This window comes from Krasilnikovia sp. MM14-A1259, assembly GCF_047159535.1.
GTDB lineage: Bacteria > Actinomycetota > Actinomycetes > Mycobacteriales > Micromonosporaceae > Actinoplanes.
Genome location: NZ_BAAGAJ010000002.1, coordinates 1,193,195 through 1,219,961 on the forward strand (window position 1 = coordinate 1,193,195; position 26,767 = coordinate 1,219,961).

Sequence of the window (26,767 nt, forward strand, 5' to 3'; positions counted from 1 at the left end):
GCCATAACTCAGCGATCGGCAGCGGGGCGGGGCGCCTGACTGACTATTCACAATTCGGGGAAGTTTTCTCCGGTGATCAAGGGGTTTGAGCGCACCGCACGCAGCCGCTGCCGGGGAACTCCGGCGGCGGTGAGCGCGTCGGCCATGCCGGGTGAGGCGCGATCAAGGAAGACGATCACCTGATGGTCGTCGCCGAGGCCGCAGACCGCGGACAGGGTGCCCACGTTGATCGGGTCGAGGCCGGACACGTCGGCAAGGTCGAGCACCAGACGCAGCGGGCGGACCTTGCGGACGGAGTGGACCAGGAGCTGACGCAGCTCGACGGCACGGTCCGGTCCCAGCAGGCCGTGGGGCCGGACGATCAGGCTGCCGTCGGGACCCGTCTCGACGTCGAGCTCGGGGACATGCATCGGATCGCCCTTCGTCACCGCGCAGTCAGCACTGGAATTCACGATACGGCGCCGGCAATCCCGGGTCGACAGCCGCGCGCAACCGTTGTGCAACCATCTGGTTACGCCGGCGATCATGAACGCGGACGAGTCATCGTACCGACAACCGTCGATGGATGGCAGGCGGGTGCGGCCGAAGATCTTGCTGCCGTCGGACGGTGTTCATCAAAGATCAACCTGCCGGGCGCCGACCTGCTGTTGGGTGTGCCGCGAGACACCCACCAACCTGGAGGAACGTACGTGTTTGCCCGCCCCGCCCGGTGGCTCGCCGGCCCCGTACTCGCCGGAGCCGTCGCCGCTGCCGGCATGACGCTCGTCAACCCGCTGACCGCCGCCGACGCCGGCCCCGCCGCGAAGCGGCCGGTCAAGGCCCGCAACGTCATCTTCATCAACGGCGACGGCATGTCCGCGGCGCACCGCGAAGCCGCCCGCCTGTACTACGCCGGCCTCGACGGCCAGCTCACCATGGACAAACTGCCGTTCTCCGGGCAGCTCAGCACGAGCCCGCACGACCCGAAGACGCCGATCACCGACTCCGCCGCCGCGGCCACCGCGTGGGCCACCGGCGAGAAGACCTACAACGGCGCGATCAGCGTCGACGTGGACGGCAACCCGCTGCCGACGCTCGGGGCGCAGGCCAAGGCCCACGGCAAGGCCACCGGCCTGGTCACCACCGCCCAGGTGACCGACGCCAGCCCGGCCGCGTTCTTCTCCAACACCGCCAACCGCTCCGCGCAGGACGAGATCGCCCGGCAGTACATCGAGGTCAGCAAGCCCGACGTCATCCTCGGCGGCGGCGAGGACTGGTGGCTTCCGGCGGACAAGCCGGGCGCGTACGCGGACCACCCGGCCGAGGACCCGACCGAGGCCAGCAAGGGCACCAAGGGCGACCTCATCGCCAAGGCCCAGCACGCCGGATACCAGTACGTCTCCACGGCCGGGCAGCTCGCCGCCGCCAAGAAGGGCAAGCTGCTCGGGCTGTTCGCCAACGAGGAGCTGTTCCAGCAGCGCGAAGAGGGCAAGGGCGACGTCTACAGCCCGCCCGTCAGCCTCGCCACGATGACCAGCAAGGCACTGGGCACGCTCGCCGGCCACCGCCAGGGCTTCTTCCTGTTCGTCGAGGAAGAGGGCATCGACGAGTTCGCCCACGAGAACAACGGCACCCGCGTGCTGCAGGCCATGGGCGAGCTGGAGAAGGCGGTCGCGGTCGCCCGCAACTACGCCGCCACCCACCCGGACACCCTGGTCGTGGTGACCGGCGACCACGACTGCGGCGGCCTGACCGTCGAGGACAACGGCACCAGCGACGAGTCGGGCGACGGCATCTCCCGCGAGGACGGGCCGTTCCCGATCAAGGGCAGCCCGTTGAGCTTCACCATGGACTGGACGACCAGCGGCCACACCGGTGTGGACGTGCCGGTCACCGCGTACGGGCCGCTGGCCGACCGGTTCTCCGGCAAGCACCCGAACACGTACGTGCACGACGTCCTGAGCACCATTCTGACCCGCTGAGGCGGGTCCGGGGCCGTCCGGGCCGGCACCGCCCGGACGGCCCCGTCGACCGTTTCACGTCCGCCGGGCGAGTTCGCCGCTACATGGCCGCACGATACGTACTCCAGCGTGCGCCCTGGTCCCCGGCCCGATAGGTCCTGAGCCGGTACTCCCACTGCGGCCGAATCGCCGGACTACTGCCCAGAACCGGGATGACACTGGTTACCAGCTTGAGCTCGCGGATTCGACGAAGGGTGGGGAACCCACGACAGCCGAGGACATCGAAGCCGTAATGGTGGGCCAGTTCTCCGTAGGCGTCGTCGGGGTAGTCGAAGCGAAGTTTTCCGACGGCCAGGGGTGCCAGATCCCATTCGCGCGGCCCGATGCATGTCGAGTCGAAGTCACAGATGACCGGCCCGGCGCGGCCGGCGATCAGGTTGCCCATGAAGGCATCGCCGTGTATCGGCCCGCGCGGCAGATCAAACGATAGGTTGGCGAGTTCGACCTCGATCCGGTCGCATTGGTCACGCAGAAAGGTGATGTCGGTCTGCGGCACACCTTCTGGTTCTTCGAGGCGCTGCCGGATCTCCGTAATCGGATCCCAATCGGGAAGACTCCCGTCTGGCGGCGAGAGCGCATGCATCCTTGAGAGGATTCTCGCCAGGTCAGCACCCGTCGGCGCCGGTCCGTCCGCGATCACCTCCTGCCATAGCGTCACGGTCAGGCCGTCAGCGATGACCGGTTGCCTGACCCCTTGGAGCAGACGAACGGCTGCTACATCATTGTTTTCCAGCCAGCGCGCCACGCGAACGACCTTGCCCGCACGTTGTGCCATGGTGCGCGAGCCGGCGATGCGGGCAACGACCCCACATGCCGGGAGCCGGAAGACGGCGTTGTTGGTGAACTTGATCATCTCGGCGCCGGCAGCGTCCACGCCGACAACCGACTGCAGCGTGCGAAGAACGGCATGCAGCCGACCCGGCGCCATTCGGCCGGCCGCGTGTCCCGTCGCGTGGTGCGTGGTCATCCCGCACGGAGCGTACCAATCCTGTGGGACAAGGCCACGACCTCATCGTCGCCCCCATGGCGCTGCGCAGCCGCACGCAGGGGCGCAAGCCGGTCGATCGTACGGGTGGAGCGGACCTGCTCGGCCAGATCGACGGCCCGGTTGCCGAAGCGCAGACCTTGCCCGACATCACCGAGACGGAAGTGAACCGTAGCCACTGCGGTGAGTTCGAACGTCAGGCTTCGCGCCATCTTGTCTGCGCGGAGGCCGATGCTGTGCTGCAGATTCGCCACCGCTTCGTCCGCGTAGCGGTCACCCCTCGAATCCGGAAGCAGGCCGTGAACGATCCCCATGAGAGCATGAAGGTCGGCCTCACCGAAGAATCCGACCCACCCGCGTGGGCGATCCGGCTGGGGCCTGGTGAACTCGTCCTGAGCGCGCCCAAGGGAATTCAACGCTTTGCCCCTGTCACCCATGATCGCGTATGCCCACGCCTCGTTCGCGTGAAGCATGGCAACGGTGAGCGGGTCCTCGGCGTCCTGAGCGGCGAGTTGACCGAGTTGAAAGAACTTGAGTGCCTGCGATGTGTATTCCTGATGCAGATGCAAGCGCCCGAGCCGATAGAGGACGTTCGCCACAAGCGAGTGGTTGTCGCACTCTCTGGCTAGTTCTAACGCCGTCGCGAAATGCCGTCGTGCTGCGGAGAACAGCCCAACGTCAAAGGATGTCCATCCGGCAAGGTTATGCAGATCAGCCAGCGTGCCGCGTAGTCGTTGCCGCACTGCGCTCGCGCTATCTGCGGTAAGCAGCGACCGCGCGTATTCGGCCTGAGCAACCACGGCATCGCGGCACGCCCCGCCACCATGCCGATAATCGAGTGCGCGCAAGACGCCGGTGATGTGCTCCATCTGCGTCACGTCCACCGCACCGATCCGGTCTGGTACCGGGGTGATGGCTCGCCCGCACGGCTGCCGCCAGCGTGACGTATCGTCGACCGACACACCCATCGTGATGGTGGCGGCCTCGGACAGCAGTCGGCGTATCTCGTCCGCCTCACCGCTCGTCGGTGACGCGCCGTCGAGGGCGCCTTCCCAAGCCGAATCCAGCTCTGCGTGGGCCAATCCCATGTATCCGCGTGGCACACCCAACCCATCGGCGATTCGGATCAGCAAGTCATAGGCCATGACCCGGCGGCCTTTGATGATTTCGTAAACCTCCGATGGAGACTGACCCGTCAGGTGCGCGATCCGCCGCTGCGAGAACCCTTGCTGTCCGAGCCGCCGGTAGACCGCTGCAAGATCACGAATGCTGAGCGCGCTGCGCATGGTGGGGTGTTCCCACGTAGCAGGCGTCGGCCGCGACCCGTCTGAACGCTCCAGATTCACGTGGACTCCAGAAGTCAGGGTTGTAGCAGGTAACGGTATCGCCGGGGCCGGATCGACGGAACGGCTGCCCAGCGTTCCCAACCAGCCCGACTAGGCAGCGCGCCACCTAGCGTTGGTGCCCGGGCCGGCCAGTTACCTGCCGGACGGGCACAACGCCATTCTTGTCAGTGTCCGAATTTGCCACCAGACCGTGGAGCAACACGTGAAGCACGAACGTAGGCGTCGATTCCTTCCCCTTGTGGGAAGGCGGTGCTGCTGTGGATTTCGGTGGCCATGTCCCGACGCATACGGCTGGCCGCCCGGCGTAACCGTTCCTGACGGTTCAGTCCCATCACCGACGTCTCCGGACGCATCTGGCCTGGGATGCTCCCGTCAGGACAGCACGCGTCCACCACTCCCGCGTGGCGGTCGCCGCCTCGGGATACTCTCGCTGGCACGCATGCACCGAACCTGGAATGACCCGCGATAATGGCGGTGCATCTACCCGATCGTCCTTCATGGGATTGCCGTGCCTGCCGAAGCCCCTGGCCGTGTCTGGCGGCGAGAGCCCACCTGACTTCAGAATTCTCGAACCATCCGACCAGCCTCTGCCTTTACCTTGCGAGCTGCCTCTGCGAGGCTGCCGGGACGCTCCACGCGGACCGTCACGGCTGGGCCGTGCTCTACGAACAGTTTCTTGGGTGGCTTCCGAGCACGAAAGCCTGACACCTCAGGGCTGATACCGCGTGATCAGTCGTTGTCCGGCACCGGGTCGACGGTGAGGACGAGGATGGCGACGTCGTCGGTGCGGGGGTGCGGGCCGACGTTCGCGCGAACGATGTGGTCGAGCAGGCCGTCCGGCTCGTGCGTGGGCGCGGATCCGACCGCCGCGCTCAGCTCTGCCAGTCCACGGTCGACGGTGTAGCGGCGGTCCTCGATCAGCCCGTCGGTGTAGAGCACCAGGCTGCTCCCGGCCGGCAGCGGCAGGGTCACCTCGGCGTAGTCGGCGTTGCGGATCCCCAGCGGCGGGCTCGGTGCCAGCCGCAGCGGGACGGCATCCCCGTCGGCCCAGAAGATGGGCGGCGGGTGACCGGCCAGGACCACGGTGGCGGTGCGGTCCCGCAGGTGCACCTCCAGGTAGCAGCACGACGCCATGGCGTGCGGCTCGTAACGCAGCAGGAGGCGGTTCGCCCGCCGCATCACGTCGGCCGGCTCGTAGCCGTCGGCGGCGTACGCCCGCAGCGCGCTGCGCAGCTGCCCCATCGTCGCCGCCGCCTGGGAGCTGTGCCCGGCGACGTCGCCGATGACGACCGCGGCCCGGTCGGTGTCGATGTGGATGACGTCGTACCAGTCGCCGCCGACGTCGGCGCCGCGCGTCCACGGCAGGTAACGCACCGCGCACCGCGCACCCGAAAGCGTCGGGAGCCGGTTCGGCAGCAACGCCTGCTGCAGGTCCGCCGCGATCGACAACTGCGCCTCGTACAGCAGGGCCCGCTGCAGTGCCTGGGCGGCCAGACGGCTGAACGCCATCAGGTTGGCCCGCTCGTCGTCGTCGAACAGGCGGGGCTGCCGGTACCCGATCACCAGCGTGCCGAGCACCAGCCCGGCGCTGGTCAGCGGCAGGAACGCCCACGCCGCCCGGCCGCCTCCGGAGACGGCGCGCTCCGGGTCGGGCTGGGCCGCCGCGAACTCCTCCGGGCTGCTCAGATAGCGCGGCTGACCGGTGGCGGCGACCCCGGCTGCCGGGTACGGGTGCGTCATGGGCAGCTCGCGGAGCTGTTCCACCACGTGGTCCTCGTATCCGGCGTGGTAGCCCAGCACCAGCCGGCCGTGCTCGATCAGCAGGACCGCCAGCCCGTGGCCCCCCGCGGACGGGCGGACCACGGTCCCCATCGCGAGGTACACCTCCTCCGCGGTGCTCGCGGAGACCAGCGCGGCGGTCACGGCCTGCAGCGCGCTGATCCGGTCGGCGGCCGTGCGGGCCTGGGCCACGGTGAGTTCAAGCTGCCGTTGCTGATCGACCTGCTCGGTGACCTCACGGTACGAGACGGCGACGGTCCCGTGGCCGACCCGGACGGCCTTGAGCTCCCACACCTGTGCCGTGCTCGGCGAGGTCACCTGCTCGTGCCACGTGTCGCCGGTCTCGGCGACCGCGCGCAGGTGCGGAAACAGGTGCACGTCCCGCGCGCCCGACGGCTGCTCGACGATGCGGCGCCCGATGAGCTCCTCGACGGTGTGCCCGGCGAGCTTGGCCCCGACCTGGTTGGTGTAGTCGCGGGTGAAGTCGATGATCGTTCCGGCCTGGTCGCGGACCGCGCACAGCAACGTGAACCCGTCGAACGCCGCGTCGAGCGCGTCGTAGAGCCGGGCGCCGCCCTCGGTCTGCGACCCCATGGTCAGCTTGCTCAGGTCGACGAACCGGGCCACGAACCCGTCCCCGAACGGCACGATGCGGACCTCGAAGTGGCCCGTCACGTTCGTCCGGTCGTAATACACCGTGCGGACGACCTGCTCCCGCTGCTCCACCACGCGCCGATACAGCGGCAGCGTGCCGTCGGTGACCGTCTCCGGCCACAACTCCCGGTACCGGTGGCCGACGAGCTCGTCGCGCGGCCGGTCCAGGAACCGGCGACCGGCCTCGTTGAGGTACGTGAGGGTGAAGTCCACGATGCTGCCGTCGGCGGCGCGCACCGCGGTCGCCAGGGCGCAGCCGTGCGGGTCGGCCTCCAGCAGGGCGAGCACGTCCGCCCGCGGGCGGGCGGTGTTCACCAGCGATCCCTGTGGCCCATGGCCCTCAGGGTAGACGCCCCTGCTGCCGCCGGGCCGCACCCCGGTCGGGGCATGGGCGGCCGTGGTCGCCCGGCCGTCGCATGCGCATCGCCGTCCGGCCACCTCCCGGACAGATGGCGTCGATAACTTTCGATCGCTCGCTGCTCCGACGCGAAACAGGAGGATCACCGATGGGCGCCGTCGACCGCCGTACGTTCCTCAAGCTGGCCGGCGCCCCGGCGCTGGCCGCCGCGCTGCCGGTGGATCTCGGCAAAGCCCTGGCCATCCCGGCGCACCAGCGCACCGGATCGATCGCCGACGTCGAGCACGTGATCATCCTGATGCAGGAGAACCGGTCGTTCGACCACTACTTCGGCACGCTGCGGGGGGTCCGCGGGTTCGCGGACCCGCACCCGGTGCGGTTGCCGTCCGGCAAGAGCGTCTGGCATCAGCCGACCCTCGACGGCGGGGAGCTGCTGCCGTTCCGGCCGGACGTGCCCGACCTGGGGCAGACCTTCCTGCCCGACCCGCCGCACGGCTGGATCGACGGGCACGCTGCGTGGAACGACGGGCGCCACGACCGGTGGGTGCCCAGCAAGGGCGTCACCACGATGACCTACCACACCCGCGCGGACCTGCCCTACCAGTACGCCCTGGCGGACGCGTTCACGGTCTGCGACAACTATCACTGCTCGCTGCTGGGCCCGACCGACCCGAACCGCTATCACATGTGGACCGGCTGGGTGGGCAACGACGGCACCGGCGGCGGCCCGGTCATCACCAATGCGGAGGCCGGCTACGACTGGTCGACCTACCCGGAGCGGCTGGAGCGGGCCGGCATCTCGTGGAAGGTGTACCAGGACGTCGGGGACGGTCTGACCGCCGACGGCTCGTGGGGCTGGACGCAGGACCCGTACATCGGCAACTACGGCGACAACTCGCTGCTCTACTTCCACCAGTACCAGCGCGCCGCGGCGGACAGCCCGCTGGCGCAGCGCGCCCGGACGGGCACGAACATCAAGGCGGCTGGGCGGGACCCGCTCGCGCTGCTCCGCGACTTCCGCGACGACGTGCAGCAGGGCAGGCTGCCCGCAGTGTCGTGGATCGTCGCGCCGGAGGCGTACTCGGAGCACCCGAACTGGGAACCCGACTTCGGATCCTGGTACGTCTCCCAGGTCGTCGACATCCTCGCCGGGCAGCCCGAGGTGTGGAGCCGGATGGCGCTGTTCATCACGTACGACGAGGAGGGCGGGTTCTTCGACCATCTGGTGCCGCCGACGCCGCCGCGCTCGGCCGCCGAAGGCCGCTCGACGGTCGACGTCACGAACGAGATCTACCCCGGCAGCGTCGGCCTCCCGGCCGGGCCGTACGGATTGGGGATGCGGGTGCCGATGATCGTGGTGTCGCCGTGGACCCGCGGCGGCTGGGTCAACTCCCAGCTGTTCGACCACACCTCGCTGATCCGGTTCCTGGAGGCACGGTTCGCGGGCGGCCGCCCCGACCTGATCGAATCGAACATCACCGCGTGGCGCCGGGCCGTGACCGGCAACCTCACGAGCGCTTTCGACTTCCGTACGCCGAACCGGGCCCGCCCGTACCGGCTGCCGGACACCGACGACTTCAAGCCGAGCGACCTGGTGCGCCACCCCGACCAGGTGCCGGTGCCCCCGGACACCCAGCAGGTCCCCGGCCAGGAGCACGGGGTGCGCCCGGCGCGGGCCCTGCCGTACGCGCTGCACGCCGACGCCGAGGCCGACGGCCACACGCTGACCCTGACGCTGCGCAACGCCGGTGCCGCGGCCGCGGTGTTCCACGTCCGCTGCGCCGACCGGGGCGAGGCGCCGCGCACGTACACGGTCGGGCCCGGCATGCAGGTGGACGACACCTGGGCGGCGGGTTCCGGGTACGACATGTCCGTGCACGGGCCGAACGGCTTCTTCCGCGAGTTCCGCGGCGGACCGCACGGCGCCCCGGTGGCGATCACCACGGCGTACGACGCGCAGGCCGACCGGGTGGCGCTGCAGTTCCACAACCCCGGGCCCGGCCCGGTCCGGCTCAGCGTGCGCGACGCGTACCGGGCACGCCGCACCACGGTCACCGTGGGCGGCGGCGAGTCGACGACCCGGCAGTGGACGGTCTCCCGTACCCGCGGCTGGTACGACCTGGAGGTCTGCGCCCCGGGCGATGCCGCGCTCGCCCAGCGCTACGCCGGTCACCTGGAGAACGGCCGGGACAGCATCACCGACCCGGCGATGGGCGGTCTGCTGTAGAGGCTGGCTGCCGCCGCCGGGTGATCCCTGCGTCAGGCCGCGAACCGAGCGGCCGGCGTACGGGTGCGCCGGGCCGGTGTCCGCTCATGCCCGCCGATCGGTTACCGTCGGTTGCCGGAAGCGGACGTCCAGTCACCAATCAGGAGTCCCGGATGGCCATCAGGGACACCGATCCCGATCAGACCGCAGAGTTGCCGGCCGGCGCACCGTCGTTCGGCTACAGCCGCGCACTCGATGGGATCCGCGCGTGCGCAGTGGCCGCGGTCGTACTGTTCCACGCCGGGGTCACCGGGCTCGGCGGCGGATTCCTCGGGGTGGACACGTTCTTCGTCCTCTCCGGATTCCTCATCACCTCGCTGCTGCTGGCCGAGCGGGCGCGTACCGGGCGCATCGCGCTCGGCCGGTTCTGGGTGCACCGGGCCCGGCGGCTGCTGCCCGCCCTGCTCACCATGCTGGTCGCCACGGTCGCCGTCGGGCACCTCCGGCTCGACGACGACGCGCTGCACCTGCTGCGCGGCGATTCGTACGCCGCCCTCGGGTACGTGGCGAACTGGCGGATGATCTTCCGGGGCACCGGGTACGCCGCCGTGACCGCCGCCCCGTCGCCGCTGCAGCACACGTGGTCGCTCGGCATCGAGGAGCAGTTCTACCTGCTGTGGCCGCTACTTGTCGCCGGGCTCCTCACCTGGCTGCCGGCCCGCCGCGCCCGCGCGGTGCTGCTCGCCTGCTGCCTGCTGGGCGCGGTCGCCTCCGAGCTCGCATGCCGCGCCCTGTTCCAGCCCGACGCCATGAGCCGGGCGTACTACGGCACCGACACCCGCGCCCAGGCCCTGCTCATCGGCGCCGCGCTGGCCACCCTGCTCGCGCCGGCCCGGCGCGCGGCACAAGGCTGGCACCGGTTCCGGGGCTGGCCCGGGCCAGCGAGTGCACCCGGGCGCACGGACGCCCGCGGGCCCGCGGGCGTGCAAAGGCGTCCGGGTGCGCACGAGCTCCCGGGCTGGCGGGCGGCACAGGGCCGGCGCGCGGCGCTGGCCTGGCACACCGCATGGCGCTGGCACACGGCACGGGGCCGCCGTGCGGTGCTGGGCGGGTCGGCCGCGGTCGCCGCCGCGGCGACGCTCTGGCTCTGGCACGGCGCCGACGACCAGGCGGGCTGGATGTACCGGGGCGGCCTGAGCGCCGCCGCGCTGGCCACGGCGATCATCATCGCCCACGCCGTGACCAGCCCGCGCTCGGTCCTGGCCCGCTTCCTCAGCCTGGCGCCGCTGGTCTGGCTCGGCCGGATCTCGTACGGCGTCTACCTCTGGCACTGGCCGCTGTTCACCTATGTCACCGCGGACGCCACGGGGCTGTCGCGCTGGCCGCTGCTGGTCGTCCGGCTCGGAGGCACCCTCGCCGTCGCCGTCCTCAGCTACCACCTCATCGAACAGCCGATCCGGCACGGGGCGCTGGCCCGCCTGCTGCCGCGCGGCATCCCTGCCGCCACGGCGACCGCCACCCTCGGCGTGGTGATCCTCGCGATCGGCTTCGCCACCGCACCGCCGGCGCACCGCGCGGTGGCCGCCGCACCGGTGGTCGCCGTCACCACCGGCAAAGCCCGGCCGCGGGCGCCGATCAACCGGCCGGGGCGGCCCAGGCGGGCGGGCCGCGAGCCGCGGGTCACGTTCTTCGGCGACTCGGTGTCCTGGGTGATCGGCACCTACCTGCCGCGTCACCCTGGCATGTGGACCAGCGTTCGGGCGATCCAGGGCTGCGGTATCGCGACGCTGCCCGACATCCTCATGCTCGGCACACCGCACACCAACTACCCCGGCTGCACGTCCTGGCAGCAGCGCTGGCAGCGGGGAGTGGACCGCGACAACCCCGACGTGGCGGTCGTCGAGCTCAATCGCTGGGAACTCATGGACCGTCGCTACCAGGGCAGCTACCAGCACGTCGGCGAACCCGCGTACGACGCGTACCTCACCGCGCAACTCGACGCCGCCGTCCACATCGCGGCCTCGCGCGGCGCGGCCGTCGTGCTGCTCACCGCCGCGTACACCCACCGCGCCGAGCGTCCGGACGGCGGCCTGTACCCGGAGGACCAGCCGGACCGCGTCGATGCGTGGAACCGGCTGGTCCATGCGGAGGCGGCCCGGCGTCCCGGCACGGTGACCGTGCTGGACGTCAGGCCACTGGTCTGCCCGGGCGGCAGGTTCGCCTGGGACATCGACGGAGCCCGAGTGCGCAGCGACGGCCTGCACTACACGCCGTACGCGGTGCAGAACATCATCGCGCCGTGGCTGCTGCCGAGGCTGGCCGCCATCGCCGCGGGCACCTACCGCGCCGGATGATGCCCGCCGTCAGACCGTGAACCGGGTGGTCAGCGTACGGATCGAACCGGCGAGGTCGGCGAGTTCCGCCGCCGCGACGCTGACCTGCTGGGCGTGCGCGGCCGCGGTGCCCGCGGCCCCGGCCACGCCGCCGATCACCGCATTCATGTCCAGGACCTGGGTGCTGGTGGTGGCGGTGCCGCTGGACAGCAGGTTCGTGGTGGTCTCCTGCTGCTCGACCGCGGCAGCGATGGTGATCTGGTAGTCGCTGATCTGGCCGATGACCGAGGTGATGCCGCTGATCGCCGCGACGGCCGAGCCGGTGTCCTCCTGGATCGCGCTGATCTTCGCGGCGACCTCGGCGGTGGCCTCAGCTGTGGCGTTCGCGAGTGTTTTGACCTCGGTGGCGACGACGGCGAAGCCCTTGCCCTGCTCACCGGCGCGGGCCGCCTCGATGGTCGCGTTGAGCGCGAGCAGGTTGGTCTGGCGGGCGATCGAGTCGATGAGTGCGATCACGTCGCTGATCTCGGCGCTGGAGGCGCCGAGGCGGGTCACGCTGGCGCTGGCCGAGTTCGCGGCGCCGACCGCGTCCGCGGTGACCCGGGCGGCGTCGGAGGCGTTGGTGGCGATCTCGGCGATCGAGGCGTGCATCTCCTCGGCGCCGCTGGCCATCGTGCCGACCTGGGCGGCGACACCCTCGGCGGTGGCGTTCATGCGCGCGGCCTGCTCGGCGGTGTCCAGCGTGACCGTACTGATCTCGGCGCTGGCGGCCTCGAGCTGGGCGCTGTTGGCGGCTACCGCCTCGGCGGCCTGGTGCAGTTGCTCGATGGCCGCGCGGTTGTTGGCGACCGCGGCGTCGACGGCCGCCGCCATCCGGGCCAGGTCGTCGGTGCCGTCGAGGTCGATCCGGGCGGTGAGGTCACCGGCGGCGACCTTCTCCAGGGTGTGCCGGATGCGGCCGATCGCCGAGGAGATGCGGCGCACGATGCGCCACGCCGCGAACACCAGGAACACCAGGCCGATTCCGCCGACGATGCCGGTGGTGCGGGCCTGGGCGGCTGCTGCCGTGTTGACGTCGTCCACGTACACACCGGACCCGATGATCCATCCCCAGGCGGGGACGCCCTTGACGTAGGACACCTTCGGCTGGGGGTCCTTCTTGCCCGGCTTGGGCCAGGAGTAGTCGACCACGCCCGAACCGTGCGCCTTGACCACGTCGACCATCTCCACGAACAGGTGCTTGCCGGTCGGGTCGGCGTTGCCGGTCAGGTCCTGGCCGTTGAGCTCGGGCTTGACCGGGTGCATGACCATCCGCGGGGTCATGTCGTTGATCCAGACGTAGTTGCTCGTGTCGTAACGCAGGGTGCGCAGCGCCGCCATCGCCTGCTTCTGGGCCTGCTCCCGGGTCAGCTCGCCGCTGGTCTCCTTGGCGATGTACCCGTCGACGACGCCCGCGGCGAGCTCGACGACGTGCTGGGTCTGCAGCTTGCGTTCGGACATCAGGTTCGCCCGGGTAGTGACGAGTGCGGAGATCACCACAGCCACGATGATCACCAGGGCCAGCAGCATCATGAGGGCCAGGCGTGCGGTCACGCCCGGCTTCATCAGCTGGCGCACGCGCATCGTCACAGCGTTCATCGGGAAAGACTCCTTCGGGCCCGGCCGCGCCGGGTGGTCCAGGATCGGGGGGGGGTCGGACCGGTCAGTCGGTGGCGCACCCTCGCCCTTCGGGGTCACGGAGCGTGCCGACGAGGTGGCCCATCGGTAGCCGGCCAAACGAGCGGACCAATTCCGTTCGGGTGTTTCCGTGACGCCTACCACGACGTACACCGGAGGGGCTGAGATGGCGACGAGGGAGGCCAGCCGTACGGCGGTGCTGGTGTGCCAGGGACGCGCGGTGGCGCACGGCCGCATGGCGCCCGGCCGGTACGCGGACCCGACCGCGATGGCGCTGCTGCGCCCCGCCGAACGGGTCCCCGTGGAGCAGGCCCGCACCGGGCAGGCCCCGAAGGGCTGGGCACCCCGGGTCGAGTACGAGTCGATGACCGCGATCGCGGAGGTGATGGTCCCCCGCACGATCGCCATCGACGACGCCGTGCGTGACCGGCCGCACCCGCAGGTCGTGATCGTCGGGGCGGGGCTGGACGGGCGGGCGTGGCGGATGCCCGAGCTGGCGGACACGGTGGTCTACGAGGTGGATCATCCAGCGTCGCAGCAGGACAAGCGGGACCGGTCGCAGGCGCTGCGCCCGCTCGCGCGTGCGGTCCGGTTCGTGCCGGTCGACCTCAGCCGCGAACCCCTCGACGCCGCACTGGAGGCGGCCGGGCACGACCGGGCGCAGCCCACGACGTGGATCTGGGAGGGAGTCGTGCCGTACCTGACGCGCGCCGAGGTCGGGGCCGCGGTGGCGGCGATCGCCGGACGTTGCGCACCGGGCAGCCGGCTGGTGCTCAACTACCAATCACCGTCCGTGGTGGCCTGGTGCGGCCGCCTGGTGGCGCGCGTGCTGACGAGGCCCGCCCGCCGCCCGGACCCGCTGGGCAGCGAGCCGCGTCGCTCGGCGTGGACACCGGCGTCGATCCGAGCCCAGCTGGCGGCCGCGGGCCTGACGGTGGCCACCGACGACGACCTGCTGACCCTGGCCCGGCGTCTGCCCATCGCGGTGCGGCACCGGCGCAGCCTGCGTTCCGGGCGGGTCGCGGTGGCCGACCGGCCCGGCGCCGGCTGAGCTGTTGCCGGGGCGAGGCCCGGCATCTCAGCCGGGCCGTGCGGCGAGGACCCGCGTCTCAGCCCGGCCGTGCGGCGAGGTCCGGCGTCTCAGCCGGGGCGTGCGGCGAGGACCCGTGCGGCGTGCTCCAGCAGCTCGGATTCCGCGGCGGCGGGATCGGCGGGGGCGGCCGGGAACGGTTCCGGGTCGAGGCAGCGTTCGAGCAGCAGCTCGACGATCCCGGCCCGGTCGAGCACCGCGTCGGCGTCTATCGCGCCGGGCAGGATGCGTACCTCGATCGTGTCCCGGATCGGGGTGTCCGTGAACAGCTGGGTCAGGTTGACGTCGAAGAATTTGGTCAGGCCACCGTCGGCGGCCGCCCGGCTCAGGCCCTCGTACGGTGCGGCGGCGTCGGCCGCGGCCACCAGGGCCGGCGGCAGCGGGGCGAGGCGGCGGCAGGCCGGGTTGGTGCCCAGCAGCGTACGCAGCGGCTCCCGCCAGTGGGCGAACAGCCGGACCAGGTTCGCCACGGCGGGCGCGGACCGGAACGGTGCACCGTCCACGTGCAGGTGGACCGCCGCCTCGCGGGGGACGGTGAAGCCGAGTTCCCGGGCCGGGCCCAGCAGCCGTTCCAGCGCCGCGCGGTGATCAGCGGTCAGTGGCGGCGTCACGATCTCGCACGGGCGTTCCCGCTCGCCGCCCAGCGGGGCGGCCAGTGCGATCGTCACGCCGCCCGGGTCGTCGAGCCGGTACACGTCGCCGTGGCACTGCACCGAGGTGCCCCACAGCCGCGCCGCCGGCTCCAGGATGCTCTCCAGCGTGCCGCCCGGGTCGCTGTGCGCCGCGATCAGCCGGGTCAGCCGCGGGTCGTCGCTGAGGATCCGGAACCAGCCCGGCCGGGCAGCGGCCCGCGGATCCAGGTCGGCGAGCAGGGTGACGTCGTCCACCAGGGTGCACAGCGGCGTGCCGTCGCCGGTGCGCACCTCGAAGCCCTGGGTCAGGTGCAGGAACCGTCCCAGGCCGGGGACCAGGGACGGTTCACTGTCGTGGTGCCACACCGGGCGTACCGAGCCGCCGCACCGGCCGGCCAGCTCCCGCGCGAGGGTGCGCCGGCTGCGGCCGGGCGGGGCCAGCAGCTCGATCTCGAATCCGGTTCGCCGGTGCAGCCGTACGGTCACGGGGCGATCGGCAGCTTCTCGCCCGCCAGCAGCTTCTTGCCGGCCGCGGCCTTCGCGTCCGCCGGGCTGGGCAGGTGCCACAGCTTGGCGAGCCGCACCGCGTCGTTGTAGTCGTAGCCGGCCGCGAAGTACGCGTCGTACTGCTTGGCCACCTGGGCCTCTTCCGCCTGCTTCGGGTCCGGCTTGATCGGCAGGGTCTGCCCGGCCAGGACCCGCTTACCCGCGGCCACCTTGGCGTGGTACGGATCGGGCAGATGCCACAACTTGGCCAGCTTGACGGCGTCGTCGTACCCGTAGCCGGCGCCGAAGAAAGCGTCGAGCTGCTTCTGCTCCGTGCTGGGGATCGGGGTGTTGCCGGGCGTCGGCTTGAACGGCAGGGTCTCCCCGGCCAGGATGCGCCGCCCCGCCTCGGCCTTGACCGCGCCGATGTCGGCGCCCGACTTCCACAGCTTGGCCAGCTTGACCGCGTCGTCGTAGTCGTAGCCGGCCGCGAAATAGGCGTCCCAGTCCTTCTGCAGCTCCGCCTGGGACGGCGGGGTGGACGCCGACGCGGACGGCGCGGCGGCCGGCATCACGATGCTCACGCCGTCGGCCTGGCGGCCCGGCAGGAACGCGGGCAGGTTGATCGCACCGGCGATCAGGCCGGCGCCCAGCACCGCGCTGCCCGCGGCCTGCGCCCCGCGCCGCCGCCGACGGTACGTACGGGACAGTTGCTGCACCCGGGCGTAGACCGCGCCGGGGTCGGGAGTCTGGTGTTCGTGGGCTTCGAACGCCTCGCGCAGCTGCTCTTCATGGTGGGTCACGACGCCTCCTGGGCGTGCATCATGTGGGGTCGCTCCGACGACAGCCGGAGGTTCTTCAGTGCCCTCGAGGCGTGGCTGCGCACCGTGGCCGGTGAGCAGCCGAGCAGTTCGGCGATAGCGTCGTCGTCCAGGTGCTCGTAGTAGCGCAGCACGAGCACCGCACGCTGTTTACGCCCGAGCGTGGCCAGCCGGTGCCACAACGCGTCGGCGTCCACGACGCCCTGGGCGTGGTCGGGTGCCGCGCCGCGGGCGTCGTCCAGCTCCGCCAGCCGTTCACCGACGGCGTGCACGTTGCGCGCCGCCCAGCTCCGCCGCCAGGACAGGTACTCGTTGAGCACCATCCGGCGTACGTACGCCTCGGGCGAGTCGGCGCCGGTGATCCGCCGCCACTTGACGTGCGCCCGGGCCAGCACCTCCTGCACGATGTCCTGGGCGAGGTCGCGGTCGCCGGTCAGGACGATCGCATAGCGCAACAGGCTCGGTATCCGGGCTACGGCGAACTGCTCGAAGGTCACACCCATGAAGACGTACGCGGGGCCGCCGGGTGTGCACCCGGGAGCCGAAAATTTTCCCGGCGGCCGCTGGGAGAGGTCAGTTCGCCCGGTCCGTGACGAGCTGGTTGAGTCGTTCCACCTGACCGCTGATCGCGGCCGCCGCCGCCCGGACGGTCTCCGCCGCCTGCGCGGACGCCTGGACCGACTCCGCGACCGAGCGCACGCCGCCGGACATCTGCGCGGTGGTCGCGGTCTGCTCCTCCACGGCTCCCGCGATCATCGTCTGCTGCTCGGCCACCCGGTCGATCAACTCGACGATGCCGGCGATCGCGCCGTCGACCTGCGAACTCTCGCCCTGGATGGCGTCGGCCATCGCGATGATCTGCTGGGTCGCCTCGGCGGTACGCGCGGCGAGGTCCTTGACCTCGCCAGCGACGACGGCGAAGCCCTTGCCGCGCTCCCCGGCCCGGGCCGCCTCGATGGTCGCGTTGAGCGCCAGCAGCTTGGTCTGGTCGGCGATCGAGGTGATCAGGTTGGTGACGTCACTGATCTGGCGGCTGGACTCCTGGAGCCGGACCATCGTCTCGGCCGCGGTGCGGGCCGACTCCACGGCCGCGCCGGTGTCGGCGGCCGCGGCGCTGACCCGGGTGGAGATCTCCCGGATGCTCTCGGTCATCTCGGCGGAACCCTGCGAGATCAGCTGGGCCTGATCGGCCGTGCCGCTGGAGGCGTTGGCCAGTTCGTCACCGAGGCTGTTGAGCGAGTGCACGGCACCGTCGAGGTCGGCGGCCAGCCCGGCGGTGACCACCGCGGTGGTTTCCCGTGCGGTCACGTCCGCCCAGGTCACGACGTACCCACCGGTGGGGATCTTGTTGACGATCGTCTCGGCGTACACGTCGGTCTCACCGCCCTCGACGCGGTCGGCCAGGGTGTACGGGAACTCGGGCTGGTTGGCGATGATGTCCTTCAGCATGTCGCGGAGACGCTGCAGCGCGGCCGGTCCCCGCTCCGCGATCACCCGATCCACGATGGCGATGCCGGCATCGTTACGCCAGACGATCTCAGCGTTGTCGTCCACGACGATCGTGACGACCGGGGTGGCCGCAAGCACGGCGCGCAACGCGTCGGCGGACCCCACCAGCGGATGCACCGAATCGCCCTTGCTCTTGGACCCGAACCGCGCCATTACCGCTTCCCCCATCTCCTGATCAGACGGGGAAACCATCGACCGATCCGGGGCCGGGACCAGTATTTCTCACCACGTTCTCGCCGTCGGCCCGTTCCGGGACGCCCGGAACCCGACAGCCGGGCGCAATCAGCCCTCTGGGGTCTTGAAGGCACGTACCGGGCACCCCACTGTGCCCCGGTGAAGAGATCCTTGTGGTTGCTGCCGCTGTTCGTCAGCGCGTGGCTGACCTCCACCGCCAGGCGTCTGCTGCCGTTCCGGCTCGTCCGCTTCCTCGCCGACGCGAGCCGGTTGGGACTGCTGCACCAGGTCGGCTCCGCCTACTATTTCAAATCCGCCTACTACTTCAAACACGCGGAGCTGCGCGCCTACCTGCGCCAGACCGGCTAGGGAACTCTTTCCCAGCCGCGGCGGCTGGGGCGGTTGCCCAGCTGGGCGTCGCGGCTGCGGTAGACGATGTACGGGCGGGTGAGGTAGCCCAGCGGCGCGGAGAACACGTGCACGAGCCGGCTGAACGGCCAGAACGCGAACAGCGCCCACGCGAACAGGGCGTGCACCCGGAAGCCGATCGGCGCCTGCAGGATCAGGCTGGTGTCGGGGTGCAACGCGAAGATCGACCGGAACCACGGCGCGACCGTCAGGCGGTAGTCGTGCGGGTGGCCGGTGAGGTTGCCGATCACGGTGGTGCCCAGTCCCAGCACGATCGCGCCCACCAGCAGGAAGTACATGACCTTGTCGTTGCGGGTGGTGGCGGAGAAGACCGGCCCGACCGTACGGCGGCGGTAGACGAGGATGGCGGCGCCGGCGAGCGTGCAGAACCCCGCCACCGTGCCGAGTCCCACCGCGACCGCGTGGTAGGCGGTCTCGCTCACCCCGGCCGCGTCGGTCCACGACTCGGGGATGAGCAGTCCGCCGATGTGGCCGAGCGCGACCAGCAGGATGCCGAAGTGGAACAGCGGGCTGCCGATCCGCAGCAGCCGCCGCTCGTAGAGCTGTGACGAGCGGGTGGTCCAGCCGAACTTGTCGTACCGGTAGCGCCACACGTGCCCGGCGATGAAGATCGTGATGGCCACGTACGGGACGACCACCCACAGCAGCACGTTCAGGGTGCTGTTCGGATCGGATCCGGCGGCGAGCGTCATCGATGTGCCCCCTGCGGCTCGGGCAGGAACTCCGGTGTGGGGAACGGCGCCAGGCCGACCTGTTCCTCCGGTGGGCCTTCGGCGGCCAGGCGGGCGACCGCGGCGTGGATGTCGCCGCCCAGCGCCGGCAGCGTCGCGGACACCGAGTCGAGCACGTCCGCCCACGGTGAGCGAGCGTCGTGCAGGGCCAGGCGCAGCAACTCCAGGCCGGCGCGGTGCTCGGTCAGCAGCTGGTGTCCGGGTTCGGGGGCGGTGGCGGCGTACTCCAGCACCACCGCCAGGTGGTCGGGCAGTTCGTCGTCGACCAGGTGCAACCCGGCGGCCGCGTACGTCTGTTTGAGGCGCAGCAGCGCCATCCCCCGCTTGCGGGTGTCACCGTGGGCGTAGTACGTCAGGAACAGGCAGCACCGCTTACGGTGGTCGAACGTGGCGACGTAGTCGGCGGCGGCCCGGCCGGCATCGGTGCACCCGAGATGGGCGAGGAAGCCGCGCAGCGGCTGCCCCACCGGACCCGGCAGGGAGTCGGCAACCCGGCCGAGCAGCCCTAGGCGGGCGTACAGCTGGTCGTCGGGGTAGCCGAGCAGCAGCGACTGGGCCTGCCAGGCCCGCGCGAGCACGTCCGCGTTCATGACCCCTGCTCCGGTCCGGATTCGTCGCGGCGGGGCGGGAACAGCCCTTCGGGGCGGCCCTTGCCGTCCCAGTTGAGCAGGTTGACCCGGCGCGCCTTGTCGCCCGGGTCGACGATCGTTTCGCCGGTCTGGCGTTCCCGCAGCATGTGGAAGTTCTCCACGGCGATCGGCGCGGCGCCACCGGACGACTCCCCGAACGGGCCGGAGCCGCCCATGCCGGGCCCGCCCTCGTAGTCGAGGCTGCATCCGGTGGCCAGTTCCTCCAGCTGGTGTGCCTGCTCGGCGTGCGCGGGCGGGATGACGTACCGCTCGTCGTACTTGGCGAGCGCGAGCAGGCGGTACATGTCGTACATGCGCTGACCGGTCATGCCGACGGCGGCCGGGATGGACTCGTCCGCGTCACGGCCGAGGTTGATGTCGCGCAGGTACGAGCGCATCGCGGCCAGGCGCCGCAGCACCGCGTCGACCGGGGCCGGATCGCCCGCGGTGAACAACTGGGCCAGGTAGTCCACCGGGATGCGCAGCGCCTCGATCGCGGCGAACAGGTTGCCGCGGTCCTCGGCGTCGTAGCCGGTGTCGCGCACCGCGTCCACGACCGGGGACAGCGGCGGGATGTACCAGACCATCGGCATCGTGCGGTACTCCGGATGCAGCGGCAGGGCCACCCGGTACGTGTTGATCAGGGCGTACACCGGGGAACGTTGCGCGGCGTCGATCCAGTCGCGAGGGATGCCGGCGCGGTCCGCCTCGGCGATCACGGCCGGGTCGTGCGGGTCCAGGAAGACCTCGCGCTGTGCCTCGTACAGGCCGTGTTCGTCGGGGGTGGACGCGGCGGCGAGCACCCGGTCCGCGTCGTACAGCATCAGCCCGATGTAGCGCAGGCGTCCGACGCAGGTCTCGGAGCAGACCGTGGGGATGCCGACCTCGACGCGCGGGAAGCAGAACGTGCACTTCTCGGCCTTGCCGGTGCGGTGGTTGAAGTACACCTTCTTGTACGGGCAGCCGGTGACGCACATCCGCCAGCCGCGGCACCGGTCCTGATCCACCAGGACGATGCCGTCCTCGGCCCGCTTGTAGATCGCCCCGGACGGGCACGACGCGGCGCAGGACGGGTTGAGGCAGTGCTCGCAGATGCGCGGCAGGTAGAACATGAACGTCTGCCGGAACTCGAACCTGACCTTGTCGGCGATCCCGGCCAGCAGTACGTCCTTGTCACCGTGGTCCGGTGCGCCGCCGAGGTCGTCGTCCCAGTTCGCCGACCAGGAGATCTTCATGTCCTTGCCGGAGATCAGCGACTTGGGGCGGGCCACCGGGGTGTGCTCCTGCAGCGGGGCGTTGGTCAGCGTCTCGTAGTCGTACGTCCAGGGCTCGTAGTAGTCGCCGATCGCGGGCAGTTTCGGGTTGGCGAAGATGGTGAACAGCTTGCGGAACCTGCCGCCGTCCTTCAGGGCCAGCCGGCCGCGGCGGTTCAGTTTCCAGCCGCCGCGCCACGTTTGCTGGTCCTCGTAGCGGCGCGGGTAGCCCTGCCCGGGGCGGGTCTCCACATTGTTGAACCAGACGTACTCGACGCCGGTGCGGTTGGTCCACGCCTGTTTGCAGGTGACCGAGCAGGTGTGACAGCCGATGCACTTGTCGAGGTTCATCACCATCGCCATCTGGGCCATCACCCGCATCAGTACTGCACCTCCTGCGCGCGGCGACGGATCACGGTGACCTCGTCGCGCTGGTTGCCGGTCGGTCCGAGGTAGTTGAACGCGAACGAGAGCTGGGCGTACCCGCCGACCAGGTGGGTGGGTTTGATCAGCAGCCGGGTCAGGGAGTTGTGGATGCCGCCGCGGCGGCCGTTGGTCTCGGTGCGGGGCACGTCGATGAGCCGGTCCTGGGCGTGGTGCATGTACACCGTGCCCTCGGGCATGCGGTGCGAGACGATCGCGCGGGCCACGACGACGCCGTTGCGGTTGACCGCCTCCACCCAGTCGTTGTCCGCCACCCCGACCTTCCTGGCGTCCTCTTTGGACATCCAGATGCTCTGGCCGCCGCGCGAGAGCGACAGCATGAACAGGTTGTCCTGGTATTCGGAGTGGATGGACCACTTGTTGTGCGGCGTCAGGTAACGCACCGTGACGCCCAGCTCGCCGGTGTCGCCGATCGACGGCTCACCGAACAGCGCGTTCATGTTCAGCGGGGGCCGGTAGACCGGCAGCCACTCCCCCAGCTCGGCCATCCAGTCGTGGTCGAGATAGAAGGTCTGCCGCCCGGTCAGCGTGTGCCACGGTTTGAGCCGTTCGACGTTGATGACGAACGGCGAGTACCGCCGCCCGCCGGACTCCGACCCGGACCACTCCGGGGAGGTGATCACCGGGGTGGGCCGCGACTGGGTGTCGGCGAACGTGATCTGCTTGCCCTCGTGCTCGGCGGCCAGGTCGGCCAGCTCCACACCGGTGCGGCCTTCCAGCGTACGGAAGCCCTGCGTGGCCAGGTGCCCGTTGGTGGTGCCGGACAGCGCGAGGATCGCCTCGCACGCCTGCACGTCGCGGGCGATGGACGGGCGGCCGTCGGCGACGCCGCCGCGCACGGTGCCGTTCTTGTGCCGCAGGTAGTCGACCTCGCGGGCGACCTCGAACGTCACGCCCTTGGTGGTGGCGCCCAGCGTGTCCAGCAGCGGGCCCAGGGCGGCCATCTTCTGCGCGACCGCGCCGTAGTCGCGTTCCACCGGAACGAGTTTCGGCATGCTCACCCCGGGCACCGGCTCGGTCTGGCCGGCCTTCCAGTCCCGGACCCGGCCGTGCGGGTTGGCCAGCTCGTCCGGGGTGTCGTGCAGCAGCGGCGCCGCCACCACATCGGTACGGGTGCCCAGATGGGTGGCGGCGAGCCCGGAGAACGCCTCCGCGATCGCCATGAACGCGTCCCAGTCCGTGCGGGTCTGCCACGGCGGGGCGATGGCCGGGTTGAACGAGTGCACGTACGGATGCATGTCCGTGGTGTTCAGGTCGTGCTTCTCGTACCAGGTGGCGGCGGGCAGCACCACGTCGGAGTAGACCGTGGTGGAGGTCATCCGGAAGTCCAGCGACACCAGCAGGTCGAGTTTGCCCGTGGGTGCCTCGTCGCGCCAGCGCACATCGCGGGGCCGGGCCTCGGGGGGTGCCTCCTGCGCCCGTACGGCGTGGTCGGTGCCGAGCAGGTGGCGCAGGAAGTACTCGTTGCCCTTCGCGGACGAGCCGAGCAGGTTGGCCCGCCACACCGTCAGCACGCGGGGGAAGTTCTCCGGTGCGTCCGGGTCCTCGCACGCGAACCGCAGCGTCCCGGCCTTGAGCTGCCCGACGATGTGCTCGCCGACCGGCACCCCCGCGGCCTTAGCCTCGTCGGCCAGATCGAGGGGGTTGCGGTCGAACGTCGGGTACGACGGCATCCAGCCCATCCGCGCGGACGCGGCGATCAGGTCGGCCGTGGCCATTCCCTCGAACGCGCCGCCCGCCTGCCCGGTGGCGAGCGTGGCAGCGGAGAACGGGTCGTACCGGAACTGGTCGGTGTGCAGGTACCAGTAGGCGGTCTGGATCATCTGGCGGCCCGGGCGGGACCAGTCCGCGGCGGTGCCGAGCACGCTGTAGCCGGTGATCGGGCGGACCTTCTCCTGGCCCACGTAGTGCGCCCAGCCGCCGCCGTTGACGCCCTGGCAGCCGGTCAGCGTGGTCAGGGCCAGGAACGCGCGGTAGATGGTGTCGGAATGGAACCAGTGGTTCGTCCCCGCCCCCATGATGATCATGGAGCGGCCGCGGGACTCCTCGGCGTTGGCCGCGAACTCCCGCGCGATGCGCGCCGCCACCGGCCCCGGCACCCCCGTGATCGCCTCCTGCCAGGCCGGCGTGTACGGCTGATCCGCGTCGTCGTACCCGGACGGCCACTGCCCCGGCAGGTCGCCCCGGCGCACCCCGTACTGGGCGAGCAGCAGGTCGAAGACCGTCGTGACCAGCCGTCCCGCCACCCGGCGGACCGGTACGCCGCGGCGCACCGACCCGCTCGCGCCGGTGTCGAAGCGCGGCAGCAGCACCTCGACCGCGGGTTCGCCGCCGCCCAGCGCGCTCAGCAGCGGGCGTACGCCCTGCAGGTCGAGGTTCCAGCGGCCCTTGCCGGCGTCGCCGTACCGGAAGCCGAGCGAGCCGTTGACCACGGCCGGGTTGCCGTCCGCGTCCAAAAGGACCGTCTTGAACGCGGCATGCTCCGCACCGGCGTGCTCGTCGAGGTCGGCGGCCGTGAGCATCTTGCCCGGCCGGTGGCCGTCGCCGGACTCGTCGAGCGTCACCAGGAACGGCAGGTCGGTGAAGTGGGTGACGTACTCGGTGAAGTAGTCGACCTGCCGGTCGACGAAGAACTCCTTGAGCACGACGTGGCCCATGGCCATCGCGAGGGCACCGTCCGTGCCCGGCTGGGCCGCCAGCCACTCGTCGGCGAACTTGACGTTGTCCGCGTAGTCCGGGGCGACCGCGATCACCTTCTGGCCGCGGTAGCGGGCCTCGGCCATCCAGTGCGCGTCCGGGGTGCGGGTCACCGGCAGGTTCGAACCCCACATGATCAGGTAGCCGGCGTCCCACCAGTCGCCGGACTCCGGCACGTCGGTCTGGTCGCCGAACACCTGCGGCGACGCCACGGGCAGGTCGGCGTACCAGTCGTAGAACGACAGCATCGCCCCGCCGACGAGGTTGTAGAACCGGGCCCCGGCCGCGTGCGACACCATCGACATGGCCGGGATCGGGGAGAACCCGGCCAGCCGGTCCGGACCGTACGCGGCGATCGTGTGCACATGCGCCGCCGCGATCAGCTCCGTGGCCTCGGCCCACGTGGCACGGACCAGGCCGCCCTTGCCGCGGACGGACTTGTACGCGCGGGCCCGCTCCGGGTCGGAGACGATCTCCCGCCACGCGGCGACCGGGTCACCGCCGTTCGCGGCCTTCGCGGCGCGGAACATCTCCAGCAGCGTCCCTCGCACGTACGGGTAGCGGACCCGGGTCGGCGAGTACGTGTACCAGGAGAACGCGGCGCCGCGGGGGCATCCGCGCGGCTCGTACTCGGGGCGGTCCGGCCCGACGCTCGGGTAGTCGGTCTGCTGGGCCTCCCAGGTGATGATGCCGTCCTTGACGTACACCTTCCACGAGCAGGAGCCGGTGCAGTTGACGCCGTGGGTGGAGCGCACCACCTTGTCGTGTGACCAGCGGTCCCGGTAGAACGTGTCCGCCTGCCGCCCGCCGACCTGGTACAGGGCGCGCCGGTCCGGTGACACCTGACCGCGGGTGAAGAAGCGGCGGGTCGCCACGAGCGCATCGGTCAGCGGGTCGTCCAGCGCCGCCTTGGCGGGCGCGTCCGGTGGGGTCGCCAAAGGGTCCACCTTCCTTGAGGGGCCGCTGCGAACCTCACATTAGCCCCGAACAGGAAGGTGGACCCCGAAAACACCTGTCAGTGCGCAACCCGGGTGGTCGCCCGGCCGGACCGGGTCGGGTGCGCCACCGCGGTGACCGTCAGCAGCAGCGCGCCCAGCGCCACGACCGCGAGCAGGACCAGGCCCAGGGCGTAGTCGCCGTACTCGCCGTAGATGGCGCCCATGATCAGCGGCGGGACGAAGCCGCCCAGACCGCCCGCGGCGCCGACCACACCGGTGACCGAGCCGACCTGGTTGGCCGGGGCACGCTGGGCGACCAGCGCGAACGTGGCCCCGCTGCCCGCACCGAGAGCCGCCGCCATGGACAGGAACGCGATCGTGCCCAGTGGGGACAGGCTCGGGGTGAACGCCTGCACGCAGGCACCGGCCGCGACCACGCCCAGCGCGACCGCCAGCACCCGGGTCGCGCTGATTCGGTCCGACAGCCAGCCGCCGACCGGCCGCATCACCACGGCCAGCAGGACGAACCCGGCCATCCGGTTCGCCGCGTCGGCCTGCGCCAGGCCGTACCCGGTCTTCAGGTACGCGGGCAGGTACACCGAGAACGCCACGTAGCCGCCGAACGCGACCGCGTACAGGATCGAGGCCTGCCAGGTGATGCGCAGCTTCACCGCGGAACCGAGCCGCCGCATCAGCGGTGCCGACGGCACGACCCGGCCGGGGGCGTCGCGCAGCAGCAGCCCCGCGACCACCGCGTAGATCGCCAGCACGATCGCCGTGATCACGAACGGGGTGGTGATGCTGTACGCCTTGACCAGCTTCACCGTGGTCAGCGCGCTGATCGCGGTGCCGCCCATGCCCGCGCCGAAGATGCCGACCGCGAGGCCCCGGCGCTCGGGCGGGAACCAGGCGTTGACGAACGGCACGCCGACCGCGAACGCGGTGCCGCCGATGCCGAGGAAGAAGCCGCCGACCAGCAGGCCGGTCAGCGAGGTGTGCCCGGACAGGCCCAGGTACAGCACCGGCACGATGGTGGCGAGAGATACCAGCGGGAACATGACCCGGCCGCCGAAGCGGTCGGTGAGCGCGCCGACCGGGATCCGTCCGACTGAGCCGACCACCACCGGCACCGCCACCAGCAGCGCCTGCTGGAACGAGCTCAGATGCAGTGCGGCCTGAAACTTCGGCGCCAGCGGGCTGATCAGCGCCCACGCCCAGAAGTTCACCGCGAAGCCGATCGTGGCCAGGGTGAGCATCAGCGCCCGTGGCCCGCCGTTGTCGTGCTCCACCGCGGGCGCTACCGCCCGGTCCTCCCGTGTACTCATGATCCTCGTCCCGTCCGTTCGCTCGCGGCGTGCTCACATGTCCGGGGCGGCCGCGACGACGTTCCGGACGATCAGAGCGTGTCCTGGCACAGACCCGGCCGGACACGGGCTTTGTTCCCGAAGATCCCGGGACCTCCAGCCCTGCGGGCGGGACCCTCGGGTACCGCCGGGTCAGCGCGTATCGTCATGGATGTCGCGGGCCCCCGGTGCGGCGGACGTCTCACCCCAGTCGCGCTGGTGAAAATCTCAACCCGCGCAGCCGAGGACCGAT

The 26,767-nt window shown here is 71.0% G+C and carries 19 protein-coding genes; 5 read left to right on the forward strand and 14 right to left on the reverse strand.

Annotation, left to right across the window (positions count from 1 at the left end; translation table 11 throughout):
- Positions 1-47: 47 nt before the first annotated feature.
- Entirely contained in the window at positions 48-527 is a 480-nt protein-coding gene (locus ACMCNK_RS05070) for a hypothetical protein (RefSeq protein ID WP_412735226.1), read from the reverse strand.
- A gap of 162 nt (positions 528-689) precedes the next feature.
- Between ACMCNK_RS05070 and ACMCNK_RS05075 the strand changes: the two genes are divergently transcribed.
- Entirely contained in the window at positions 690-1,961 is a 1,272-nt protein-coding gene (locus tag ACMCNK_RS05075) for an alkaline phosphatase (RefSeq protein ID WP_412735227.1), read from the forward strand.
- A 79-nt stretch (positions 1,962-2,040) separates the two neighbouring features.
- Here ACMCNK_RS05075 and ACMCNK_RS05080 read toward each other — a convergent pair whose 3' ends face one another.
- The 3 genes from ACMCNK_RS05080 to ACMCNK_RS05090 form a co-directional block, all read right to left on the reverse strand.
- Entirely contained in the window at positions 2,041-2,967 is a 927-nt protein-coding gene (locus ACMCNK_RS05080) for a phosphotransferase enzyme family protein (RefSeq protein ID WP_412735228.1), read from the reverse strand.
- Positions 2,964-4,331, reverse strand: coding sequence for a helix-turn-helix domain-containing protein (locus ACMCNK_RS05085; protein WP_412735229.1), 1,368 nt, complete (start codon positions 4,329-4,331; stop codon positions 2,964-2,966). Before ACMCNK_RS05085 ends, ACMCNK_RS05080 begins: the two co-directional genes overlap by 4 nt.
- Positions 4,332-5,060: 729 nt before the next feature.
- The gene (locus tag ACMCNK_RS05090) at positions 5,061-7,079 is read right to left on the reverse strand and encodes a SpoIIE family protein phosphatase (protein WP_412735230.1); all 2,019 of its coding nucleotides are present in this window, start codon (positions 7,077-7,079) and stop codon (positions 5,061-5,063) included.
- 191 nt (positions 7,080-7,270) lie between these two features.
- On the opposite strand from ACMCNK_RS05090, the gene ACMCNK_RS05095 reads away from it, so the two are divergent.
- Positions 7,271-9,349 (forward strand): phosphocholine-specific phospholipase C, encoded by a 2,079-nt coding sequence (locus ACMCNK_RS05095; RefSeq protein WP_412735231.1) that lies wholly within the window; start codon positions 7,271-7,273, stop codon positions 9,347-9,349.
- Positions 9,350-9,501: 152 nt separating this feature from the next.
- Positions 9,502-11,682 (forward strand): acyltransferase family protein, encoded by a 2,181-nt coding sequence (locus ACMCNK_RS05100; RefSeq protein ID WP_412735232.1) that lies wholly within the window; start codon positions 9,502-9,504, stop codon positions 11,680-11,682.
- A 9-nt stretch (positions 11,683-11,691) separates the two neighbouring features.
- Here the strand turns inward: ACMCNK_RS05100 and ACMCNK_RS05105 are convergent, their stop codons facing one another.
- Positions 11,692-13,299, reverse strand: coding sequence for a cache domain-containing protein (locus ACMCNK_RS05105; protein ID WP_412735233.1), 1,608 nt, complete (start codon positions 13,297-13,299; stop codon positions 11,692-11,694).
- Between the two features lie 205 nt (positions 13,300-13,504).
- Between ACMCNK_RS05105 and ACMCNK_RS05110 the strand changes: the two genes are divergently transcribed.
- Entirely contained in the window at positions 13,505-14,389 is an 885-nt protein-coding gene (locus ACMCNK_RS05110; RefSeq protein WP_412735234.1) for a class I SAM-dependent methyltransferase, read from the forward strand.
- Between the two features lie 89 nt (positions 14,390-14,478).
- Here the strand turns inward: ACMCNK_RS05110 and ACMCNK_RS05115 are convergent, their stop codons facing one another.
- The 4 genes from ACMCNK_RS05115 to ACMCNK_RS05130 form a co-directional block, all read right to left on the reverse strand.
- Positions 14,479-15,546, reverse strand: coding sequence for an amidoligase family protein (locus ACMCNK_RS05115; protein WP_412735235.1), 1,068 nt, complete (start codon positions 15,544-15,546; stop codon positions 14,479-14,481).
- Positions 15,543-16,349: a hypothetical protein gene (locus tag ACMCNK_RS05120; protein WP_412735236.1), complete on the reverse strand. Its 807-nt coding sequence runs from the start codon at positions 16,347-16,349 to the stop codon at positions 15,543-15,545. Before ACMCNK_RS05120 ends, ACMCNK_RS05115 begins: the two co-directional genes overlap by 4 nt.
- Positions 16,346-16,870, reverse strand: coding sequence for a SigE family RNA polymerase sigma factor (locus tag ACMCNK_RS05125; protein WP_412735237.1), 525 nt, complete (start codon positions 16,868-16,870; stop codon positions 16,346-16,348). The genes ACMCNK_RS05120 and ACMCNK_RS05125 overlap by 4 nt, the downstream gene beginning before the upstream one ends.
- Before the next feature lie 70 nt (positions 16,871-16,940).
- Positions 16,941-18,044: a methyl-accepting chemotaxis protein gene (locus tag ACMCNK_RS05130; protein ID WP_412735238.1), complete on the reverse strand. Its 1,104-nt coding sequence runs from the start codon at positions 18,042-18,044 to the stop codon at positions 16,941-16,943.
- 165 nt (positions 18,045-18,209) lie between these two features.
- Between ACMCNK_RS05130 and ACMCNK_RS05135 the strand changes: the two genes are divergently transcribed.
- Complete coding sequence (locus tag ACMCNK_RS05135) at positions 18,210-18,419, forward strand: hypothetical protein (RefSeq protein ID WP_412735239.1); 210 nt, start codon at positions 18,210-18,212, stop codon at positions 18,417-18,419.
- Here ACMCNK_RS05135 and narI read toward each other — a convergent pair.
- From narI to ACMCNK_RS05160, 5 genes are all read right to left on the reverse strand, one after another.
- Entirely contained in the window at positions 18,416-19,171 is a 756-nt protein-coding gene (gene narI / locus ACMCNK_RS05140) for a respiratory nitrate reductase subunit gamma (RefSeq protein ID WP_412735240.1), read from the reverse strand. The genes ACMCNK_RS05135 and narI overlap by 4 nt on opposite strands.
- On the reverse strand, positions 19,168-19,800 hold the full coding sequence (narJ, locus tag ACMCNK_RS05145) for a nitrate reductase molybdenum cofactor assembly chaperone (protein WP_412735241.1): 633 nt from the start codon (positions 19,798-19,800) through the stop codon (positions 19,168-19,170). Before narJ ends, narI begins: the two co-directional genes overlap by 4 nt.
- A complete protein-coding gene (gene narH, locus ACMCNK_RS05150; RefSeq protein WP_412735242.1) occupies positions 19,797-21,473 on the reverse strand; it encodes a nitrate reductase subunit beta in 1,677 nt (558 codons plus the stop codon). Before narH ends, narJ begins: the two co-directional genes overlap by 4 nt.
- Entirely contained in the window at positions 21,473-25,135 is a 3,663-nt protein-coding gene (locus ACMCNK_RS05155; protein ID WP_412740753.1) for a nitrate reductase subunit alpha, read from the reverse strand. The genes narH and ACMCNK_RS05155 overlap by 1 nt, the downstream gene beginning before the upstream one ends.
- A gap of 113 nt (positions 25,136-25,248) precedes the next feature.
- Positions 25,249-26,496, reverse strand: coding sequence for a nitrate/nitrite transporter (locus ACMCNK_RS05160; RefSeq protein WP_412735243.1), 1,248 nt, complete (start codon positions 26,494-26,496; stop codon positions 25,249-25,251).
- Between the last annotated feature and the right edge of the window lie 271 nt (positions 26,497-26,767).

What these genes read in the sequence shown, in the direction of transcription:
- ACMCNK_RS05070 (WP_412735226.1), bottom strand. Translation starts at nt 527, where the DNA reads ATGATCGCCGGCGTAACCAGATGGTTGCACAACGGTTGCGCGCGGCTG.
- ACMCNK_RS05080 (WP_412735228.1), bottom strand. Translation starts at nt 2,967, where the DNA reads ATGACCACGCACCACGCGACGGGACACGCGGCCGGCCGAATGGCGCCG.
- ACMCNK_RS05095 (WP_412735231.1), top strand. Translation starts at nt 7,271, where the DNA reads ATGGGCGCCGTCGACCGCCGTACGTTCCTCAAGCTGGCCGGCGCCCCG.
- ACMCNK_RS05100 (WP_412735232.1), top strand. Translation starts at nt 9,502, where the DNA reads ATGGCCATCAGGGACACCGATCCCGATCAGACCGCAGAGTTGCCGGCC.
- ACMCNK_RS05105 (WP_412735233.1), bottom strand. Translation starts at nt 13,299, where the DNA reads ATGAACGCTGTGACGATGCGCGTGCGCCAGCTGATGAAGCCGGGCGTG.
- ACMCNK_RS05110 (WP_412735234.1), top strand. Translation starts at nt 13,505, where the DNA reads ATGGCGACGAGGGAGGCCAGCCGTACGGCGGTGCTGGTGTGCCAGGGA.
- ACMCNK_RS05125 (WP_412735237.1), bottom strand. Translation starts at nt 16,870, where the DNA reads ATGGGTGTGACCTTCGAGCAGTTCGCCGTAGCCCGGATACCGAGCCTG.
- ACMCNK_RS05130 (WP_412735238.1), bottom strand. Translation starts at nt 18,044, where the DNA reads ATGGGGGAAGCGGTAATGGCGCGGTTCGGGTCCAAGAGCAAGGGCGAT.
- narI (WP_412735240.1), bottom strand. Translation starts at nt 19,171, where the DNA reads ATGACGCTCGCCGCCGGATCCGATCCGAACAGCACCCTGAACGTGCTG.
- narJ (WP_412735241.1), bottom strand. Translation starts at nt 19,800, where the DNA reads ATGAACGCGGACGTGCTCGCGCGGGCCTGGCAGGCCCAGTCGCTGCTG.
- narH (WP_412735242.1), bottom strand. Translation starts at nt 21,473, where the DNA reads ATGCGGGTGATGGCCCAGATGGCGATGGTGATGAACCTCGACAAGTGC.
- ACMCNK_RS05160 (WP_412735243.1), bottom strand. Translation starts at nt 26,496, where the DNA reads ATGAGTACACGGGAGGACCGGGCGGTAGCGCCCGCGGTGGAGCACGAC.